Consider the following 20995-nt stretch of genomic DNA (forward strand, 5'->3'; position numbering starts at 1 on the left):
CAATGAACAAGCCCGTCCAGCCGATCTCGTCGCTGTCGCTCAAGCTGCCGAAAGCCGATCGCTCGATCGAAACCTACCGGCTCGCGGCCTCGCGAACGTTTCCCGCAAAGCTCGAGGGACCGCTGAACCGCATTGCGTTCTCCGCCGTCCATACCGTGACCGATCCCTTCGCCGACAACGACCCGTGGCTCTCCGCTGCCGTCGACTGGGACAAGACCATCGCCTTCCGCGAGCACGTCTGGGATCTCGGTCTTGGCGTGGCCGAAGCCATGGATACCGCGCAGCGCGGCATGGGGCTGGATTGGCCGACCTCGCTGGAGCTGATCACGCGCTCGGTGTCTGCCGCGAAGCGGCGCAACGCGCTGGTGTTTTCCGGAGCGGGCACGGACCATCTCGCGGTCGAGGACGCCAAGAGTCTCGACGACGTGATCCGCGCCTATGAGGAGCAGATCTCGGCGGTCGAGAAGGTCGGCGGCCGCATCATCCTGATGGCATCGCGCGCGCTGGCGAAACTTGGCCGTAACGCCGACGACTACGCAAAGGTCTATGACCGTGTGCTGTCGCAGGTTAGCGAACCCGTGATCATCCACTGGCTCGGCGACATGTTCGATCTGGCGCTGACGGGATATTGGGGCACTAACGATCTCGATAAGGCAATGGATGTTGCGGTCGCCATCATCAACGGCAACGCCGCCAAGGTCGACGGTGTCAAGGTTTCGCTGCTCGACAAGCAACGCGAGATCGACATGCGCCGTCGTCTCGACAAGCGCATCAAGATGTACACCGGCGACGATTTTAATTATGGGGAGCTGATTGCCGGGGACGAACAGGGCTTTTCGCACGCGCTGCTCGGGATCTTCGATGCGATCGCGCCGGCGGCGTCCTACGCCTTGTCGCGGCTGGCTGCTGGTGATGAGGCGGGCTTCCACGACGTGCTGGGGCCGACGGTGCCGCTGTCGCGCCACATCTTCAAGGCGCCGACGCGGTTCTACAAGACCGGCGTGGTGTTCATGGCCTATCTCAACGGCCACCAGGATCATTTCACCATGGTCGGGGGACAGGAGAGCACGCGCTCCACGTTACATCTGGCTGAGCTGTTCCGGCTAGCCGACAAGGCCGGGCTGCTCGCCAATCCGGAGTTGGCGACGCGGCGGATGAAGACCGTGCTGGTCTCGCGCGGGATCGAACCGTGATGCGTGATTTCTCGTCCGATCATCGCTGGCTGTCGCTGAACACGGCGACGGTCCGCAGGCAGGGTGACCTCGTCGAGATCATCGATGCCTGCGCCAGGCACGGCATCCGCGCCATCGATCCCTGGCGCGACCAGGTCGCAGCCGTCGGGCTCGATCGTGCCGCGCGTGCGGTGCGCGAGGCCGGTCTTGACCTGTCAGGCTATTGCCGTGGCGGTATGTTCACCTCTGATGCATCGCGGCGGGGCGAGGTGCGTGATGACAACCGGCGCTGCGTCGACGAAGCCAAGGCGCTGGGGGCCCCCTGCATCGTTCTCGTGGTCGGCGGCCTGCCGCAATATTCGCGGCCCGGTAGCGAGGCGTCGAAGGACATCGCCGGCGCGCGGACGCAGGTCGAGGAAGCGCTCGCGGATATGCTCGATTACGCCAGACAGGCAAAGCTGCCGCTGGCGATCGAGCCGCTGCATCCGGCCTATGCGGCGGACCGCGCCTGCGTCAATACGACGAAGCAGGCGCTCGACATCTGCGACCGGCTTGATCCCGGTCGCAGCGGCCTGCTGGGCGTCGCGCTCGACGTCTATCACATCTGGTGGGATCCGGAGCTGATGGGGCAGATCGCGCGCGCCGGCCGAGATCGCCTGCTCGCCTTCCATGTCTGCGATTGGCTGGTGCCGACCAGGGACATTCTCAACGACCGCGGCATGATGGGCGACGGCGTGATCGACATCAAATCGGTGCGCGAAGCGGTCGAAGCGCAGGGCTTTTCCGGCTATTCGGAGATCGAAATCTTCTCCAACGACTGGTGGAGCAAACCGATGGACGAGGTGCTGCAAACCTGCATCGCGCGGCACAAGACGGCGGTTTAGGCCTTCCGGAATTTGTTGCGCGCGGCGGCGCCGATGGCCTGAGATGTCAAATGGTTGCGCGGGATCACCGGCGCATCGCGCGGCGGTAACCTTCTACTGTGCATGGGGTTGTTTTCGCGTTTTTTTGTTTGAGGCCTCAGCCGATCGCGCAAGGCACGCTCAAAAACCCGCGGAAACGCACCCGTCCGCCCCTGACCGGCTGTCCGCTCACGGCATAGTTCGGGAAGCGCGCCAAAAAGCGTGAGACCGCGATGGCGCCTTCCAGCCGCGCCAGCGCCATGCCGGCGCATTGATGCGCGCCGGTGGCGAAGGCGAGATGCCGGTTCGGCGTGCGCGCGATGTCGAATCTCTCGGGATCCGGAAACTGCGCCGGATCGCGGTTGGCCGCGCCGATGCACAGCGTGATCGACGTGCCGGCATCGAGCGTGATTCCGCCGAGCTCGACCCGCTCCGTGGTCATGCGGTTGCCGAGCTGGTTCGAGCTCTCGTAGCGCAGCATCTCTTCGACCGCAGTCTTGATCAACTCGGGGTGGTCGATCAGCCGCTGCTTCTGATCCGGGTTCCGCTCGAGCGCCACGAGGCCATTGCCGATCAAATTGGTGGTGGTCTCGTGGCCGGCATTGAGCAGGAAGATGCAGTTGTGCAGCAGCTCCTTCTCGGTCAGCCGCTCGCCGTTGTCCTCGCCCTGGATCAGGCGCGTCAGCACGTCGCGTTCGGGATTGCCGGGCCTTTCGCGCCGGCGCGCGACCAGCGTTCGCAGGTAGCCGAGGAAATCCGTCACCGCCTTGTTGCCGCGGGCAGCGACTTCAGGCGACACCACCGGTTCGAGGGCGCCCAGGATCGCCAGCGACCAGTCGCGCAGCGGCGCGCGCTCGTCATGGGGCACGTCGAGCAGATTGCCGATCACCTCGATGGGAATGGAGGCGGCGAAATCCTCGATCAGCTCGCAAGTGCCCTTGACGGCGATGGCGTCGAGCAGGCCGTCGACCAGCTTGACGATATCAGGCTCCATCCCCGCGATTGCGCGCGGCGACAGCGCGCCCATGATCAGCCGCCGCACGCGCGTATGTGCCGGCGGATCGTTGAAGACGAGGCTCGTGGTGTGGTGCTCGTAGAGCGGGGTTTCGCCGTATTTCGGCGCGAACTCGCGCTTCTTGTCCGAGCTGAACGATTTTGTGTTCTTGTAGGTCGTGACGAGATCGTCATAGCGGGTCAGGAACACGGTGCCGTTGCGCAGGCGCTTGACCGGCTCGTTCTCCCGCAGTGCACGATAGGTCGGGTAGGGATTGTCGTAGAATTCCGGCGTCAGCTGCTCCAGATCGAAACTGGCCGCCAGTTCATTCGCACTTGCGTTCATGCCGCCATACTCGCCGGTTGAGTCCGATATGCTGTATTCGCTCTTTTGAGCGGCTCGGTTCACCGTCTACAGTCGAGCTGCGATTTGCAAGCCGACCGGACAGGAAAATGCACGCCCGCTCTGACGCTGCCGACACGGCCACTGAGTCCGGCACTCATTGGCCCGACGATATTTTCGCGACCTTGCAACGCTTCGACGTTCGGCAGGTCCCCTACGTGCCCGACGCCGGTCATTCGAGGTTGATCCAGCGCGTGCTGGCCTCGTCCACGATGCGCGGCATTCCACTGACGACAGAGGAGGAGGGCGTGGCGCTTCTCGCCGGCGCCTGGACCGGCGGCCAGCGCGGTGTGCTGTTGATGCAGTCGAGCGGGGTCGGCAATTGCATCAACATGCTGTCGCTGATCCCGATCCTGCGCTTTCCCTTCCTCACGTTGGTGACCATGCGAGGCGAGTGGGGCGAGTTCAATCCGTGGCAGGTGCCGATGGGGTCGACCACGCAGGGCATATTCGAGCTCTCGGGCGTCAAGGTGCTGCGGGCTTCGACCGCAGCCGAGGTGCCGGCCGTGCTCGAGGCGGCGGCCGCGCAGGCCTACAGCGCCCTCACGCCCACCGCCGTCCTGCTGTCGCAGCGGCTGATCGGCGCCAAGGTTTTCACCAAATGAGCAAGGCCAATCTCCTCGACCGCCGTCAGGTGGTGTCTACGCTTCTCGCGGACCGCAAGAATGTGGTTGCGATCGGCGGCCTCGGGGCCTCCACCAACGACATGTGCGCGGCCGGCGACCACGCCCGGAATTTCTACCTCTGGGGCGGCATGGGCGGGGCGGCGATGATCGGCCTGGGACTCGCTCTGGCGCAGCCAAAGTTGCCGGTGCTGGTCATCACCGGCGACGGCGAGATGCTGATGGGCATGGGTAGCCTTGCCACCATCGGCCTGCAAAAGCCGCCCAATCTCTCGATCGCAGTGCTCGACAACGAGGCCTATGGCGAGACCGGCGGTCAGACCAGCCATACCGCCGCGGCCGCCGATCTCGTCGGCGTCGCCAAGGCCTGCGGCATCGGGGACAGTCGGTCTGTGACGACCATGGCCGAAGTCGAAGCCTTCGCCAAAGCCGTCCACGACGTCACGGCCGGGCCACGCTTTGCCAATATGAAGATCGACAGCGCCAGTCTGGAGCGGATCTTGCCGAGCCGGGATGGGACCTACATCCTCAACCGAATTCGCGGCGACCTCGGTTTCCAGCCAATCTAGGCGGGCCTTCTGGCGCTCCCGTCCTGCACGGGGACCGTGTGGGCGAGGTCAATTTCCACTGGAATTACAACGCATTCAGGTTGCGATGCAGCATAGTGCTTGACTTTTGCGTTGGTGAGTGCTTACTCACTAGCATGAGCTCATTGCGTATGACGAGTGACCTGAGGCGTCAATTGATCCTCGGCGCCGCAAAGCGTTGCTTTGCCCGACACGGCTATACCGGCACCACGACAAAGAGCGTGGCGGCCGCCGCTGCCATTTCCGAAGCGTTGCTGTTCAAACATTTCCCATCCAAAGCCGCGCTGTACGCCGAAATTCTCAGCGACGAATGCGAGGCGGACCCGGCGCTCATGGAGCTGCTCGAACGTGAGCCGTCGACCGCTACGTTGGTTGAAGTGATCCGCGGCATGGTCGGGCATTTCATGCACATCGCCGACGGGCCCGACCAGGAAGAGGCCCAGCGCCTGCGACTGATGACCACGAGTCATTTGGATGATGGCGAATTCGCGCGTTTGCTATATGCCAAGATCGAGGCGCTGATCGGGGCGGCCTTCGTTGCCTCGCTCAAGCGTGCGGTTGCCGCGGGGGACGCGCGGCCATACAACGGCGAACCGCTCAACCTGTTCTGGTTTGCGCATCACACCGTGATGACGGCTGCACTGACCAGGCTGCCGGCCACGCCGTGTCTCGCTTACGGCAAGGCGAACGACCTCGAGCGGCAGCTCTGTGAGTTTCTCCTGAGGGGTATCGGACTTAACGACGCCGCAATTGTTTCGCATTTGGGCCGCAATCAGGCCGCGTGTGCGGACAAGTCGGCGATTGCAGAGAGTGCATGACATGAACATCGTCACCGAACACAAGATTTCGGGCGAACCGATCGACAACAAGGCTCCCAAGCGTCCGGTCCGGCCGGTGCTCTGGTTCATCATCGTCGGCACGCTTCTGGCCGTGCTCGTCGGTGGCCTCGTCTGGTTCAATTATTTCCGCGGCCAGATGATCAAGCAGTTCTTCGCCAACAACAAGCCGCCCCCGGTCGCGGTCAGCGCCGCCGAGGCGAAGTCCGAGGTGGTGCCGAACCTGCTGACCGCGGTCGGTGGTCTCGCCGCCGTGCACCAGGTCGACGTCAGCGCCGACGTCAACGGCCGCGTCACCGAGATCAAGTTCGAGCCAGGCACGCATGTCGAGGCCGGCACGCCGCTGGTGCAGATGTTCGACGCGCCGGAACAGGGCGACCTCGCCAATTACAAGGCGCAGTCCACCGTCGCGCAGCTGTCGCTCGACCGCGCCAAGCAATTGGCATCGCGACAGTTCGGCCCGCAGGCAACCGTCGACACCGCGCAGGCCGCGTACGACCAGGCGCAGGCGGGTATCGCCAAGACCGAAGCGTTGATCTCCCAGAAGCTGGTCCGCGCGCCGTTCGCCGGCGATCTCGGCGTCCGCAAGGTCGAGGTCGGCCAGTATCTGACCGCCGGCACGGCCATCGTTTCGCTGACGGATCTGTCGGAGCTGTGGGCCAACTTCACGGTGACGGAAAAGGACTCGGGCAGCCTCAAGGTTGGTCAACCGGTCCGGTTGAAGGTCGACGCCTATCCGGGCCGCACCTTCGACGCCAAGATCACCACGATCGAGCCGCAGATCTCGGCCGACACCCGCAACATCCGCGTGCAGGCGACCGTCTCCAATCCGGAGAAGATCCTGAAGCCCGGCATGTTCGTGACCACCACGGTGGTGCTGCCGGACAAGCCGGCCGTGGTCACCGTCCCCGAGACGGCGGTCGACTACACGCTGTACGGCGACTCCGTGTTCGTGATCACCGAGAAGAAGGAAGCGGACGGCAAGACCAGCCTGAGCGCGGTGCGCACTTTCGTGCAGACCGGCAGCCGGGTCGAAGGCCGCGTCGAAATCGTCAAGGGCGTGAAGCCGGGCGACAAGGTCGTCGCCGTCGGCCAGCTCAAGCTGCAATCGGGTGCGGCAGTGTCGATTTCGACCGACCCGGCTCCGCAGATCCCGGCGCAGCCGCCGCGCTACTGACATCGTACACGTTGCAGCATGATCCGGCACGGCCGGGTCATGCGCTTTGCAAGTCAAAGAAATCGAGATCGCCGCGATGCGCTTTACTGACATTTTCATCAAACGCCCGGTCCTGTCGGTGGTCGTCAGCCTGCTGATCCTGCTGATCGGCCTGCGCGCGGCGACGACGCTGCCGATCCGGCAATATCCGAAGCTGTCGAACACGGTCATCAACATCACGACCGTCTATCCGGGCGCGTCCGCGGACCTGATCCAGGGCTTCATCACCACGCCGATCGAGCAGGCGGTCGCTTCCGCCGAAGGTGTCGATTACATCACCTCCTCCTCGGTGCTCGGCACTTCGACGATCCAGGTCTACATCAAGCTGAATTTCGATCCGAACCAGGCGCTGACCGAGGTTCTGGCCAAGACGAACTCGGTCAAATATTTGATCCCGAAGGAATCCAACGACCCGATCGTCACCAAGACCACGGGCCAGACCACGGCCGTGATGTATCTCGGATTCTCGTCGGAAGAGCTGTCGGGCTCGGCGATCTCAGACTATCTGACGCGCGTTGTGCAACCGGTGCTGTCGACCGTCGACGGCGTGGCCTCCGCCGACATTCTCGGTGGCCAGACCTTTGCGATGCGGCTGTGGCTTGATCCCCTGAAGATGGCCGGCCGCAACGTGTCGCCTGCGGATGTCGCGACTGCGATCACCGCCAACAACTTCCAGTCCGCGGCGGGGCAGACCAAGGGCTATCTCATTGTCTCGAACGTATCGACGAATACGGGCCTGACCGACGTCAACCAGTTCAAGAAGATGATCGTCAAGGCCAAGGATGGCGGCTTCGTGCGGATGGAGGACATCGCCACCGTCGAGCTTGCGGCCCAGAGCACGGACGCGAGCGTCGCCTTCAACGGCGAGCACGCCATCTTCATCGGTGTGCAGGCAACGCCGCAGGGCAACCCGCTGACGCTGGTCAAGGGCGTGCGGGCGCTGTTCCCCGAGCTGGAGCGCAATCTGCCACCGTCGATGAAGATGAAGGTCGCCTACGATTCGACCAAATTCATTCAGTCCTCGATCGACGAGGTCGAGAAGACACTGGGTGAAGCCGTGATCATCGTGATCGTGGTGATCTTCCTGTTCCTGGCGTCGTTCCGTTCGGTGATCATTCCCGTCGTCACCATCCCGCTGTCGATGATCGGCGTCTGCACGCTGATGCTGGCGTTGGGCTTCAGCTTCAACCTGTTGACCCTGCTCGCGATGGTGCTCGCGATCGGCCTCGTGGTCGACGACGCCATCGTCGTGGTGGAAAACATCCATCGTCATCTGGAGGAAGGGAAAACGCCGGTCCAGGCGTCGCTGGAAGGCGCGCGCGAAATCGTGGGTCCCGTCGTCTCGATGACCATCACGCTCGCAGCCGTGTACGCGCCGATCGGTTTCCTCGGCGGCCTGACCGGCTCGCTGTTCCGCGAATTCGCCTTCACGCTTGCGGGCTCGGTGATCGTGTCCGGCGTGATCGCGCTGACGCTATCGCCGATGATGTGCTCGGTGCTGCTGAAGAACACCGAAGAGGGTCGTTTCGCCAAGGCGGTCAACAAGGTGTTTGGCGCGCTGACGCGGTGGTACGGGCGCAGGCTCGACCGCTCGCTCGACTACAAGGCCATCACCGGCCTGTTTGCGGTGACCATCCTCGGGCTCGTCGGCTTCCTCTACATGCACACGTCGAAGGAGCTGGCGCCTGAGGAAGACCAGGGCATCGTGTTCGCGGTGACCAAGGCGCCGAAATATGCCAACATCGACTACGTCGATTTCTACGGCGAAAAGCTCGACAAGGAATTCCAGAAATTCCCCGAGACCGATCTGCGCTTCGTGCTGAACGGCATCAACGGCCCGCAGGGCGGTATCGCCGGCATGCTGCTCAAGCCCTGGGAGGAGCGCAAGCGCTCGTCGATCCAGCTGAAGTCGCTAGTGCAGGCCGAGCTTTCCAAGATCGAGGGCGTGCAGGCGTTCGCGTTCAACCTGCCGCCGCTGCCGGGCGGCCCGGGCGGCCTCCCGGTGCAGATGGTGATCAACTCCACCGCCAGTTTCCAGACCGTCTACGAACAGATGGAGAAGCTGAAGGCTGCCGCCCGCAAGAGCGGAATGTTCATCGTCTCCGACAGCGATCTTGCCTACAACCAGCCGAACGTGAAGGTGACGATCAACCGCACGAAGGCGCAGGATCTCGGCGTCAGCATGCAGAACCTCGGCAGCTCGCTCGCGGTGCTACTCGGCGGCAACTACATCAACCGCTTCAACCTGGAGGGCCGTTCCTATCAGGTCATCCCGCAGGTGCCGCGCGGCCTGCGGCTCTCGCCGGAATCTCTTGCCGGCTACTATGTGACCACCAACACCGGACAGCAGCTTCCGCTCTCGACGGTGGTGTCGATCGAGACCAAGACCGAGCCGAATTCGCTGACACATTACAATCAGCTCAATTCGGCCACCTTCTCGGCGGTGCCGATGCCCGGCGTGACCGTCGGTGCGGCGGTCGACTTCCTTGAGAGCGAGGCCAAAAACCTGCCGCAAGGCTTCAGCCATGCTTATCTGGCTGACAGCAGGCAATATGTGCAGGAAGGCAACCAGCTCGCGATCACCTTCGGCTTCGCGCTGATCATCATCTTCCTGGTGCTGGCGGCGCAGTTCGAGAGCTTGCGCGATCCGCTGGTCATCATGATCTCGGTGCCGATGGCGATCGTGGGCGCGCTGATCCCGCTGTTCTTTGGCGTGGCGACCATGAACATCTACACCCAGGTCGGCCTGCTGACCTTGGTGGGCCTGATCACCAAGCACGGCATCCTGATGGTGGAATTCGCCAACGAGCTCCAGATCAACGAGCGGCTCGATCGCCGCTCCGCCATCGAAATGTCGGCCCGCATTCGTCTGCGGCCGATCCTGATGACCACGGCCGCGATGGTGACGGGCCTGATCCCGCTCCTGACCGCGACCGGCGCGGGCGCCGCCAGCCGCTTCTCGATCGGTCTGGTGGTCGTCGCCGGAATGTCGATCGGCACGCTGTTCACGTTGTTCGTGCTGCCGGCGGTCTACGTGGTGCTGGCGACCGACCATCGCGCGGCGGCCGATTCCGAGCGGAACAAGCAGGTCAACGATCTCGACCTCGGCTCCAAGGCGCTGCGCCCGACCTGAGGCCGCAGATAAGCGAACGAGAGGGCGGCAGCGGCCAATCCGCTGCCGCCCTTTTCTATTTGCCCCGGGTCCCCCGACTGCCCATCAGGCTTTCCCGCGCTCGCGAGAGACAAGGTCCGGTCTTCTTGCTAGGTTCGGCAGGATGAGCCTTTCCCTCCACCCCGACACCCCACAATCCAGCACGCTGCCAAGCGCGGCGCCGGTTGCCGTCGCGTCCGGTACGACGCCGGGGCAGGGGATCAGGAGCCGGCTCTTCACCAAATATGTCGCGCTGTTCGTGGCCGTCGTCGCGATCGCGCTGCTGGCCAACGGCCTGTTCGAGGTCTTCTTCTATTATCGCGAGCACAAGGCCGCGCTGATCCGGGTTCAGCATGAACAGGCGGAGGCGGCCGCGGCCAAGATCGGTCAGTTCGTCAAGGAGATCGAGAGCCAGCTCGGCTGGACCACGCAGCTGCCGTGGTCGGCGGGCTCGATCGAGCAGCGCCGGTTCGACGCGCTGCGGCTGCTGCGCCAAGTCCCCGCGGTCACCGAGCTCGCCCAGGTCGATGCAACCGGCAGGGAGCGGCTGCGGGTGTCGCGGCTCGCCATGGACGCGATCGACAGCGGGATCGACCTGTCAGACGATCCGAAGTTCACCGAGGCGGTCGCCCACAAGGTTTTTTACGGTCCGGTCTATTTCCGCAGGGAGTCCGAGCCGTACATGACCCTGGCGCAGGCCGGGTCGCGCAAGGATGCTGGCGTCAGTATCGCGGAGGTCAATCTCAAGCTGATCTGGGACGTCGTGTCCCAGATCAAGGTCGGCGAGCACGGACATGCCTATGTAGTCGGTCCGGAGGGACGCCTGATCGCGCATCCCGATATTAGCCTGGTCCTGCGCAACACCGATATGTCTGGTCTCACCCAGGTGCGCGCCGCGCTTGCCGGAGGCAGCGCCACGCTCGACGCGCTTTCCGAAGCGCGCAATCTCCAGGGACAGAAGGTGCTGACCGCGTCGGCCCCGATCGCGCCGCTGCACTGGACCATGTTCGTCGAGCTTCCCGTCGAGGAGGCCTATGCGGCGCTCTATGCCGCGTTGGAACGGCTTGCATTCGTGCTGCTCGCGGCGTCGATCTTCGCGGTGCTTGCCGGGATATTCCTCGCGCGCCGCATGGTCGGGCCGATCCAGGCACTGCGGAGCGGCGCCGAGCGCATCGGCAGTGGCGATTTCTCCCAGCGCATCTCGATCAGAACCGGTGACGAGCTCGAGGGCCTCGCAGACCAGTTCAACCACATGGGCGAGCGCCTACAGGAATCGTATGCAGACCTCGAGAACAAGGTGGAGCAGCGGACCGCAGAACTCCGGCAATCCCTCAACGATCTTCGCACCGCGCAGGACCGCCTGATTCAGACCGAGAAGCTCGCGTCCCTCGGCCAGCTCACGGCGGGCATCGCGCACGAGATCAAGAACCCGCTCAATTTCGTCAACAATTTCTCGGCGGTGTCGACGGAACTGATCGACGAGCTCAACGAGGCCCTGCAAGGGGCCTCGCTCGACGGCAAGACAAAGGAGGAGGTCGACGAGCTGACCGGCATGCTCAAGAGCAACCTCGAAAAGGTGGTGCAGCACGGCAAGCGCGCCGATTCCATCGTCAGGAACATGCTGCTGCATTCGCGCGAGGGCTCCGGCGAGCATCGCCCCAGCGATATCAACGCGATCCTGGAGGAGAGCCTTAATCTCGCCTATCACGGCGCCCGTGTCGAAAGGCCCGGCTTCAACGTCACGATCGAGCGCGGCTTCGACCCCGCGGCGGGCATGGTCGACGTTTATCCGCAGGAAATCACGCGCGTCTTCCTCAATCTGATCTCGAACGGCTTCTACGCCACCGCCAAGCGCAAGGAGAGCGCCGCAGACGCCTTCGAGCCCACCTTGCGCGCGGCAACCAAAACTCTCGGCGACAAGCTCGAGATCCGCATTCGCGACAACGGCACCGGGATCCCGTCGGAGGTGAGGGAGAAGATGTTCAATCCCTTCTTCACCACCAAGCCCGCCGGCGAGGGCACTGGGCTCGGCCTTTCCATGAGCCATGACATCGTCGTGAAACAGCACGGCGGCACGATCGACGTGAACACCGAGCCCGGTGTGTTCACCGAGTTCATCATCACCCTGCCGCGCATGATGGCGGCGGGCGACACTTCCGGAGGCAAGACTTGAACGTTTACATCCTGGTCGTCGATGACGAGCCCGACGTCGAGGCGCTGTTCCGGCAGCAGTTTCGGCGCGATTTGCGCGCCGGCCGCTTCCAGATGGAATTCGCGCCGTCCGCACCCGATGCGCTGAAGCTCGCCGCGGAGGTTCGCGATCCCTCGTTGATCCTGGTTTTGTCCGACATCAACATGCCCGGCATGAGCGGGCTCGACATGCTGCCGAAGGTGCGTGATGCGCATCCGGACGTTCCCGTCATCATGATCACCGCCTATGGCGATGCCGAGACGCGTCGGAAGGCGATCGAGCGCGGCGCAGTCGGACTTCTCACCAAGCCGATCGATTTCGCGCTGCTGCGGCAGGAAATCGACACGAGGCTCGGGCAAGCCGCATGACCGCGACCATCCTCTTCGTCGACGACGAGCCGGATCTCGAGGCGTTGGTCCTGCAAAAATTCCGCAAGCAGATTCGCGATGGTTTGGTGACCATCATGTTCGCCCGCGACGGCCTCGAAGCGCTGCAGTCGCTCGAGCAGAACCCGCATGTCGACATGGTGGTCTCCGACATCAACATGCCCAGGATGGACGGGCTGTCGCTGCTGGCGAAGCTCCAGGAAGCCGAAGACAAGAAGTCCACCATCATCGTCTCGGCCTATGGCGACATGAGCAATATTCGCACTGCCATGAACCGCGGCGCGTTCGACTTCCTGACCAAGCCGATCGACTTCGCCGACCTGGAGATGACGATCCAGAAGACCATCCGCCATATCGAAATGCTACGGGAGGTGCGGGGCCGCCAGGCGGAGGCGGAGCGCGCCCATGCCGCGCTCTCGCGTCATTTTTCGCCCGAGCTCGCCAAGCGTTTGGCGGCCGGCGGTGAGAGCGAGGGCATCGAAGTGCAGTGGCGCGATATCGCGACCATTTTCACTGATATTACCGGCTTCACCTCGCTGGTCGAAACTGCGCCGCCGGAGACGCTGGGTGCGCTTCTCAACGAATATGTCGGCGGCATGACCGAAATCGTCTTCGCGCATGAGGGGACGGTTGCCAAGATCATCGGCGATGCGATCCAGGTGCTCTTCAACGCGCCCGGAGATCAGCCCGACTATGCGACGCGTGCGGTCGCCTGCGCGCACGATCTCGACGTCTGGGCGGAGGATTTTTCCGCGCGTTGGAAAACGAGAGGCGTGAATTTCGGCGCCACCCGCATCGGCATTCACGCCGGGCCGGCGCTGGTCGGAAATTTCGGCGGCAACCGGTTTTTCGACTACACCGCGTATGGCGACTCCATCAACATCGCGGCGCGACTGGAAGCCGCGAACAAGCATCTGGGCACGCGCATTTGCGTCAGTGCCGGCATCGCCGAGGCGGCTGAGAATTTTCGAGGTCGTTCCGTCGGGGAGCTGATGCTGCGTGGACGCAGCGAGCCGTTGCGCGCGTTCGAGCCGCTGACGCCGGCCCAATTCGCTGCGCCGGAAACGGCGCTGTATTCCGAGGCATTTGCCAAGATGGAGGCCGGTGATGCCGCCGCCATGCCGGCCTTCGCCGCGCTTGTCGGCACGCATGCCGACGATTCCCTGGCCGGCTTTCACCTGAGGCGCCTGCTCAACGGCGCCAAGGGCATTCGCATGCAACTGGAATAGGAGTCCGACATGATTGGTGAATTCTCCACCGGCAATTACCGTTTCATTCCGTCCGTATTCCAGTATTCGGCCGGTGCGGCCGCGAATGACGGCTATGAGATCGAGCGCGTCCGTTTCGACCGCCTGGTGCCGCTTGCGGAAGGGTTTGCGCTTGCCGCGAAGTATATTCAGGAGGCGGGGCGGCCGCTCACGGCGTTCTGCGCCTGCGAACTGCGCTCGCCCGCGGCCTTCAGCGAGGAAGGCTTTCGCGCGTTCAACCTGCACTATGTGAAGACGTTGTCCGAATGGAAAATCTTCGACGGCACCACCAATCCGGTGGCGCGCAGCAATGTCTGTCCGGAGATCGATCCACCGGCCGAGCCGTCGTTCTACGCGTTCTCCTTCACGCGGCCGACAAGCTCGAAGACGCCGAGCTTCGTGATATCAGGCGGCGCCGAGGCGCGCGAGGGCAATGGGACCTATGTCGAGCGCACCGTGCGCTACCGCGACCTCAGCCCGGACGGCCTTCGCGAGAAGGTGCGCTTCACGACGACCTCCCAGATGGAGAACAGGATGACGGCCTTCGGCTTCGGCTGGAAGGACACGACCGGCGTGCAGGCCTATTCCGTGCACGACTTCCACCACGCCCTGGTCGACGAACTCGTCCGCCGCGGGGCGTTGCGATCCGGCCTGACCTGGCACTATGCCCGGCCGCCGGTGGTCGATCTCGAATACGAGATGGATTGCCGCCGGGTGATGCGGGAGACCGTGATCTAGCTAGACCAAGGACCGGTGAGATCAGGCTCGTTTGCTGCAACGGGGGAAGTGTGCTCCCTCCCCCGCTTGCGGGGGAGGGTTGGGGAGAGGGTATTTCCGCAATCGAGAACCCCAAGAGGAGAGAGCCCTCACCCGGCGCCTTGCGCCGACCTCTCCCGCAAGCGGGAGAGGTGCACCGAGCCCGGAGCCGCTTAATTCAACCTATTCTCATTCCGCTCTAACGCTGCCTTGGATCGAGCGCGTCTCGCAGGCCGTCGCCGAGCAGGTTCAGCGACAGCACCACGAGGAAGATCGCGAGCCCCGGCCAGATCGCCATCCAGGGCGCTTGGGTCAGGAAGCGCTGCGCTGCGTTGAGCATGCTGCCCCAGGATGGCGCCGGCGGCTGCTGGCCGAGGCCAAGGAAGGACAGCGCGGCTTCGGCGATAATGGCGGCCGCAATCGACAGCGTCGCCTGCACCAGCAGCGCCGGCAGGATGTTCGGCAGGATGTGCGAGAACGCGATCCGCCACGGCGGATTGCCGAGCGCGCGCGCCGCCTCGACATAGTCCTCGGCCTTGACGTTCAACACCTGGCCGCGGGTCAGGCGGATGAAGATCGGGGTTGCCGAGATGCCGATCGCGATCATGGCATTGCCGAGGCTCGGACCAAGGAATGCGGCGAGCGCGATCGCCAGGATCAGGAATGGGCAGGCCAGCATCGCGTCGGTCATCCGGCTGATCAGTGCATCGACGAAGCCGCCGCGATAGCCGGCAAGCAGGCCGAGGGGGACGCCGACGCCCAGCGCGATCGCGACCGAGATGAGGCCCGCGAGCAACGACGCCCGGGCACCGTAGACGACGCGGCTCAGGATGTCGCGACCGAGCTCGTCGGTGCCGAACCAGTGCGCCGCCGTGGGCGGCTTGCGGACCAGGCTCCAGCTCGTCGCGATGGGATCGTAGGGCACGACGAGCGGCGCGAGAGCCGCGAAGCCGACGAACAAACTGATCATGACAAGTCCGAACACTGCGGCCTTGCGTTTGAACAGGCGGCGCCGGGCGCGACGCGCCGGGCTGTCCAGCTCGTCAGCTTGCGCGACGAGAGCAGCGGGCAGGACGGCATCGGTCATGTGTCTAGCCCCGCAGCCGTGGATTGACGAGGATGTAGGCGATATCGGCAACCAGGTTCAGCGTGATGTAGACCGTCGCCGTCACCAGCACGACGCCCTGTACGACCGCGTAGTCGCGGTTGAACACGGCGTCTACGATCAGTTTGCCGAAGCCGGGAATGGAGAAGATCTGCTCGGTCAGAACCGCTCCCGACAATAGCGTGCCGAGCTCAAGCGCGCCGAGCGTGATGATCGGCGTGAGTGCGTTGCGCATGGCGTGCTTGAGGATGACCGAGCGTTCGGACAATCCCTTGGCGCGCGCGGTGCGGACATAGTCGCTTTCCAGCACCTGGAGCATGGCGCTCCGGGTGTGCCGCATCAGGACCGCGGAAATCGCGTTGCCAAGCACGAAGGCCGGCATGATGGTCGCGGCGAGGCTCGCACGCCAGTTCTCGGTCAGCGGCACGTAGCCGGACGCCGGCAGCCAGCCGAGTTCGATCGAGAACAGGAAGATGAGCATGATGCCGAGCCAGAAATTCGGCGTCGAGATGCCCCACAACGCGAACAAATTGGCGCCGTAGTCCCAGACGGTGCCCTTCTTCACGGCGGAGACGATGCCGGCAGGAATTCCGATCAGGAGCGCGATCAGCATCGCCATCGAGCCGAGCTGGAGCGTCACCGGCAGCTTCTGCGCGATCAGCTCGCGCACCGGCATCTTGTTGCGCAGCGATTCACCGAAATTGCCGGTCAGGACTCCCTTGAGCCAGTAGACGTACTGCACGGGAATCGGCTGATCGAGCCGGTATTGTTGGCGAATCTGCTCGATCACGGCGGGATCGCGCTCCTCACCGGCCATCACCAGCGCCGGATCACCCGGCAACAATTGCTGGAGCGAGAAGATCAGCACCGACACGAAGAACAGTGTCGGCACGATCTGCACAATGCGGCGGGCGAGGAAGTTCAGCATGGCGGCCGTCGTGTCCCGGGCGCAGCGCAACATGCAATGTTGCGCTGCTGAACCGGGACCGATCTATCATGGTGTGCCGTCGCTATGGGTCCCGGCTCTGCGGAGCAGCGCTTGCGCGCTGCGCCGCGTCCGGGACACGCGTTCACCGCCGGAGGCATCACTTGAACTTCAGCCCGACCACGCGCACGAGGCCATCTGGCACCTGCTTATAGCCCTGGAGCTTGGTCGTGTGCGCGATCAGGAGCGTGCGGTGATAGATGTATATGATCGGCAGGTCGTCGAGCAGGATCTTGTTCAGCTTGGCGTAGATCGCCTTGCGCTCCTCGACGTTGGATGTCGCCCTTCCTTCTTCCAGCAGCTTGTCGGCTTCCGGATTCGAATAGACGCCATCGTTCTGCGGTGCCTTGCTGCGCATGAAGATGTAGGAGTTGCCGTCCGGATCGATACGGCCGCTCCAGTTGATCTGGAAGATCTGGAACTCGCCGGCCTGGGCCTGCTTGAAGGTGGTCGCGAATTCGACCGCGCGGATCTTGATGTCGAAGCCCGCTTCCGCGGCCATCGACTGGATCACCTGGGCAACCGCTTCGTTCTCCGCGCCTTTGGGAATCATGTAGTCGACGGTCACCGGCAGGGTGACGCCGGCTTCCTTCAGAAGCGCCTTGGCCTTTGCGACGTCGCGGCCACGGACCGGAAAGGCCTTCTGGTAATAGGGATGGGTCGGGCTGACCCATTGGTTGCCGGGCGTGAACTCGCCGTTGAAGACGACTTGATTGAGAGCTTCGCGATCGATCGACAGATCGAGCGCTTGGCGTACTTTCGCCGACTGGCTGAGCGGCCCTTTCGCTTTGTCGTTGCCGATATTGACGGTCAGGCCATAATAGCCGAGCTCGGGCGCCGTCGACAGCACGAGCCGCGAATCTGCACGCACATCCTTGATGTCGGTGGCGAGCACGCGCTCGATCAGATCGAGCCCGCCGGACTTCAGGTTGGCAAGGCGCACCGTGGCGTCCACAATCGGCAGGAACACCACGCGGTCGATATGGATGTTGTCCTTGTTCCAGTAGTCGGCGAATTTTTCGAAGACCATGCGGTCCTGCTGCACGCGCTCGACGAACTTGTAGGGACCGGCGCAGACCGGATGCAGGCCGAACTTGTCGCCGGCTTCCTTCGCGGCCTTCGGTGAGACCATCATGCCGGAGCGATCAGTCAGCTGGGCGATCAACGGGGAGTAAGGCGTCTTGAGCACCAGCTTGATGGTCAGGGGGTCTACGACTTCGACATGGTCGACGCTCGCGAGCTCGGACTTGCGGAACGAGGTCGGCAGCGTCATATGGCGCTCGATCGAGAACTTCGCAGCTTCCGCGTCGAGCGGCTCGCCGTCGTGGAATTTCACGTTGGGCCGGAGCTTGATCGTCATCTCCTTGCCGTCGGCCGACGTCTCATGCGACAGCGCGAGCTGCGGCACGATGTTGAGCTTCTCGTCGATGTCGAACAGCTTGTCACAGAAGGCAGAGAACACGATGCGGCCGACATAGGTGCGGCCGATGCTGGGATCGAGGATGTCAGGATCCTCGGCAATGCCGATGCGAAGCGTGGTCTGGGCCTGGGCCTGGGCCGCGCCTGCGAGCGACGTCAGCAATGCCGACGCCAGGAGTGCCAAACGCATAGGACTCATCGCTCTCAACCTCTGTTTTGCGGCTATGCCGGGTTCGTCCCCAATGAACTAACCCCGCTGCCGCGGACTGCTTCCGGGCCGCCGCTGAAGGCGGCGACCAATTTTTCGAGAACCGGGGAGAAGCCGCCGTCCGTCGGGACGATCGCCTCGGACGACGGCAGTTCCGACGTTCGGTGGCACGCCGTTGCATGTCCGATGCCATCCCGCACGAGCTGAGGCATTTCGCTGCGGCAACCGTCGACCACGTAGGGGCAGCGGGTGTGGAAGCGGCATCCCGGCGGCGGATTGAGCGCGCTGGGGATCTCTCCCTGCAGCACAATCCGGCTGCGCTTTGCCCGCGGTTTAGGCACCGGGATCGCGGACAATAGAGCCCGGCTGTAGGGATGACGCGGTGCGGCGAACAGCGCGTCCGCCGCCGCCGTTTCGACGATCTGGCCGAGATTCATCACCGCCACGTGGTCGGCGATGTGCTTGACCACCGCGAGGTCGTGCGAGACGAAAATGTAGGCCAGCCCGAGCCGGTCCTGAAGCTCGCGCAGCAGATTGAGAATCTGCGAGCGGATCGAGACGTCGAGCGCCGAGACCGGCTCATCGCAGATGATCAGTTTCGGCTCGACCGCGAGCGCGCGGGCGATGGCGATGCGCTGGCGCTGGCCGCCGGAAAACTCGTGCGGATAACGCCGCGCCAGCCGCGGCTCCAGCCCGACCAGCCGCAAGATCTCCTCGATGCGTTCGCGCCGCCGGGCGGGCGGCACCAGATTGTGCAGCGCCAGCGGCTCGGTCAGGATCTGGCCGACGGTCATGCGCGGATTGAGCGAGGCGTAGGGATCCTGGAAGATGATCTGGGCCTCGCGGCGAAAGGCGCGCAGCGCGCCGGCGTCGAGCGAGAGCAGATCGCGGCCCTCGAAACGGATTGTGCCTGCATCCGGCTCGATCAGCCGCAGCACCAGGCGGCTGACGGTGGATTTGCCGCAGCCGGATTCGCCGACCAGCGCCAGCGTCTTGCCGGCATCGAGCGAGAAGGAAACGCCATCAACGGCTTTGACATGCGCCAGCGCCCGGCCGAACAGCGAACGCTCGGCGACGAAATGCTTGACCAGACCGTGGACCTCGAGCAGAGCCATCACGACACCAGACGTTCGAGCGGCGCGCGGATGCAACGCGAGAGGTGGCCGGGACTGACTTCGACCAGCGGCGGCGGCGCCTTGGTGCAGGCCTCCAGCACGAAGGGGCAGCGTGCGGCGAAGCGACAGCCGGCGGCCGGCTGCGCCATGTTCGGCACCATGCCCTCGATCGTGGCGAGCTGTTCGGCGCGATGGTCGAGCCGCGGAATCGAGCCGAGCAGGCCGACGGTGTAGGGATGCTGCGGCGCCGAGAACAGCTCGTCCACCGCCGCGCGCTCGACGATCTCGCCGGCATACATCACCGCGACCTCGTCGCAGACTTCGGCGACGACGCCGAGATCGTGGGTGATCAGGATGATGGCCGCGCCGCTCGCCGCCTTCAACTCGCGCATCAGCTCCAGGATCTGCGCCTGCAGGGTGACGTCGAGCGCGGTGGTCGGCTCGTCCGCGATCAGCAGCCGCGGGTCGCAGGCCAGCGCCATCGCGATCATGACGCGCTGGCGCATGCCGCCGGAAAGCTTGTGCGGATATTCGTCGATCCGCCGCTCGGGCGAGGGGATGTGGACGCGACGCAAGAGTTCGATCGCCCGCTCACGCGCGCTCTTTCGCGAGCCGCCGCGATGGCGCAGAATCGTCTCCACGATCTGATCGCCGATGGTGAAGCTCGGATTGAGTGAGGTCATCGGCTCCTGGAAGATCATCGCGAGCCGGTTGCCGCGAAGGTCGCGCAACGTTTGGTCGGACGTCCTAAGCAGGTCGAAACCGTCGAAGCGGATCGCGCCGGAGATTTCCGCGCTCTGCTTCGGCAGCAGGCCCATGATGGCCAGCGACGTCACGCTCTTGCCGCAGCCGGACTCGCCGACGAGGCCGAGCGTCGCGCCATTGGCGACGCTGAGATCGACGCCGTCGACCGCGTGGGTGACGCGGCCGTCGTCGCCGTGAAAGCGAATGCGCAGATCGCTGATCTCGATAAGGGGGCTCGGGTTCATGATCGGTTTGCGCGCGCTGCGGCGATGCTGGCGTCGATGACGCTGCGATCGGTGTTGCCGGCCGGGTTCTGCCGCGTCGGCATGGAAGCGCGGAAGTGGACCCAGAGCTCGTGGCTGACGCGCTCGAGCCGCTCGAGCTCACCGAGCGGATCGGGATGATCGTCGGCGCGCAGGTCCAATGCCGGCCATTCCTCCTCGCCGTGGATCAGGAGCGCGGCGGACTGCTTGCCGCGCTTGTCGCCGCCGGCGGCTTCGCCCGCGCGCATCGCAGCGAGCAGCCGGCGCGGGAAGGGCAGGCTGTCATTGGCGATATAGGTTTTTGCGGTCTCCTCGAGCACATCGGCGCCCGCGAGCATGTTGCCGGCGATCGAGAAGTCGCTGCCCGCAATGTGCCCGCACCAATCCACGCAGTCGCCCCCGGTATGCGCGGCAATCGCGCCACTGGCGTCCATGATATGGATCTGGCGGCTGTCGCGGCCATCGTCGGTCGCGAGCAGGGCGGCCAGCACGTCGTGCGCGTTGAGACCTTCCCGCAGCAGCTTGACGCCGTCGATGCCGTAATACGGATTGACGAAGGCCTGCGTCGCAATGGCGCCAAGTCCCGCCGCGATGTAGGGGACACGCGCGCCGACGGCGAAGAAGCGCGTAGCAACGGCGATGCCGAACTGGCCGGTAGCAGAATCGCGCGCGATGATCGACCAGGTCATGTGC

General features: G+C 64.2%; 18 protein-coding genes. 11 read left to right on the top strand and 7 right to left on the bottom strand.

Annotated elements, in window-relative coordinates; genetic code table 11:
* Positions 1-2: 2 nt before the first annotated feature.
* Together BRA471DRAFT_RS12970 and BRA471DRAFT_RS12975 are read left to right on the top strand one after the other, a co-directional pair.
* Positions 3-1193, top strand: coding sequence for a dihydrodipicolinate synthase family protein (locus tag BRA471DRAFT_RS12970; protein WP_007607829.1), 1191 nt, complete (start codon positions 3-5; stop codon positions 1191-1193).
* The gene (locus BRA471DRAFT_RS12975; RefSeq protein ID WP_007607835.1) at positions 1193-2056 is read left to right on the top strand and encodes a sugar phosphate isomerase/epimerase; all 864 of its coding nucleotides are present in this window, start codon (positions 1193-1195) and stop codon (positions 2054-2056) included. Before BRA471DRAFT_RS12970 ends, BRA471DRAFT_RS12975 begins: the two co-directional genes overlap by 1 nt.
* 136 nt (positions 2057-2192) lie before the next feature.
* Here BRA471DRAFT_RS12975 and BRA471DRAFT_RS12980 read toward each other — a convergent pair whose 3' ends face one another.
* Positions 2193-3413: a cytochrome P450 gene (locus BRA471DRAFT_RS12980; RefSeq protein WP_007607841.1), complete on the bottom strand. Its 1221-nt coding sequence runs from the start codon at positions 3411-3413 to the stop codon at positions 2193-2195.
* Positions 3414-3520: 107 nt separating this feature from the next.
* Between BRA471DRAFT_RS12980 and BRA471DRAFT_RS12985 the strand changes: the two genes are divergently transcribed.
* The 9 genes from BRA471DRAFT_RS12985 (at position 3521) to BRA471DRAFT_RS13025 (ending at position 14445) form a co-directional block, all read left to right on the top strand.
* Complete coding sequence (locus BRA471DRAFT_RS12985; RefSeq protein WP_007607843.1) at positions 3521-4075, top strand: thiamine pyrophosphate-binding protein; 555 nt, start codon at positions 3521-3523, stop codon at positions 4073-4075.
* A complete protein-coding gene (locus BRA471DRAFT_RS12990; protein WP_007607844.1) occupies positions 4072-4662 on the top strand; it encodes a thiamine pyrophosphate-dependent enzyme in 591 nt (196 codons plus the stop codon). The genes BRA471DRAFT_RS12985 and BRA471DRAFT_RS12990 overlap by 4 nt, the downstream gene beginning before the upstream one ends.
* Positions 4663-4796: 134 nt before the next feature.
* Positions 4797-5498 carry a TetR/AcrR family transcriptional regulator gene (locus tag BRA471DRAFT_RS12995; RefSeq protein WP_007607847.1) on the top strand — a complete coding sequence of 234 codons (702 nt, stop codon included), beginning with the start codon at positions 4797-4799 and terminating at the stop codon, positions 5496-5498.
* 1 nt (position 5499) lies between these two features.
* A complete protein-coding gene (locus BRA471DRAFT_RS13000; RefSeq protein WP_007607849.1) occupies positions 5500-6693 on the top strand; it encodes an efflux RND transporter periplasmic adaptor subunit in 1194 nt (397 codons plus the stop codon).
* Between the two features lie 76 nt (positions 6694-6769).
* Positions 6770-9865: a MexW/MexI family multidrug efflux RND transporter permease subunit gene (locus BRA471DRAFT_RS13005; RefSeq protein ID WP_007607851.1), complete on the top strand. Its 3096-nt coding sequence runs from the start codon at positions 6770-6772 to the stop codon at positions 9863-9865.
* A gap of 142 nt (positions 9866-10007) precedes the next feature.
* Positions 10008-12056, top strand: a complete 2049-nt coding sequence (locus BRA471DRAFT_RS13010; protein WP_007607856.1) for a sensor histidine kinase — start codon at positions 10008-10010, stop codon at positions 12054-12056.
* A complete protein-coding gene (locus BRA471DRAFT_RS13015; protein WP_007607857.1) occupies positions 12053-12442 on the top strand; it encodes a response regulator in 390 nt (129 codons plus the stop codon). Before BRA471DRAFT_RS13010 ends, BRA471DRAFT_RS13015 begins: the two co-directional genes overlap by 4 nt.
* On the top strand, positions 12439-13689 hold the full coding sequence (locus BRA471DRAFT_RS13020) for an adenylate/guanylate cyclase domain-containing protein (RefSeq protein ID WP_007607859.1): 1251 nt from the start codon (positions 12439-12441) through the stop codon (positions 13687-13689). The genes BRA471DRAFT_RS13015 and BRA471DRAFT_RS13020 overlap by 4 nt, the downstream gene beginning before the upstream one ends.
* Positions 13690-13698: 9 nt before the next feature.
* Positions 13699-14445: a hypothetical protein gene (locus tag BRA471DRAFT_RS13025; protein WP_007607860.1), complete on the top strand. Its 747-nt coding sequence runs from the start codon at positions 13699-13701 to the stop codon at positions 14443-14445.
* A 217-nt stretch (positions 14446-14662) separates the two neighbouring features.
* Here the strand turns inward: BRA471DRAFT_RS13025 and BRA471DRAFT_RS13030 are convergent, their stop codons facing one another.
* From BRA471DRAFT_RS13030 to BRA471DRAFT_RS13055, 6 genes are all read right to left on the bottom strand, one after another.
* Complete coding sequence (locus tag BRA471DRAFT_RS13030) at positions 14663-15550, bottom strand: ABC transporter permease (RefSeq protein ID WP_007607862.1); 888 nt, start codon at positions 15548-15550, stop codon at positions 14663-14665.
* Positions 15551-15554: 4 nt separating this feature from the next.
* Entirely contained in the window at positions 15555-16496 is a 942-nt protein-coding gene (locus BRA471DRAFT_RS13035; protein WP_035974921.1) for an ABC transporter permease, read from the bottom strand.
* 157 nt (positions 16497-16653) lie between these two features.
* Complete coding sequence (locus BRA471DRAFT_RS13040; protein WP_007607866.1) at positions 16654-18171, bottom strand: ABC transporter substrate-binding protein; 1518 nt, start codon at positions 18169-18171, stop codon at positions 16654-16656.
* A gap of 23 nt (positions 18172-18194) precedes the next feature.
* Positions 18195-19295, bottom strand: coding sequence for an ABC transporter ATP-binding protein (locus BRA471DRAFT_RS13045; RefSeq protein ID WP_007607867.1), 1101 nt, complete (start codon positions 19293-19295; stop codon positions 18195-18197).
* Entirely contained in the window at positions 19295-20284 is a 990-nt protein-coding gene (locus BRA471DRAFT_RS13050) for an ABC transporter ATP-binding protein (RefSeq protein ID WP_007607870.1), read from the bottom strand. The genes BRA471DRAFT_RS13045 and BRA471DRAFT_RS13050 overlap by 1 nt, the downstream gene beginning before the upstream one ends.
* Positions 20281-20991, bottom strand: coding sequence for a DUF1028 domain-containing protein (locus BRA471DRAFT_RS13055; protein WP_007607871.1), 711 nt, complete (start codon positions 20989-20991; stop codon positions 20281-20283). The genes BRA471DRAFT_RS13050 and BRA471DRAFT_RS13055 overlap by 4 nt, the downstream gene beginning before the upstream one ends.
* Positions 20992-20995 lie beyond the last annotated feature (4 nt).

It is taken from the genome of Bradyrhizobium sp. WSM471 (genome assembly GCF_000244915.1).
In the GTDB taxonomy this organism is placed as follows: Bacteria; Pseudomonadota; Alphaproteobacteria; order Rhizobiales; family Xanthobacteraceae; genus Bradyrhizobium.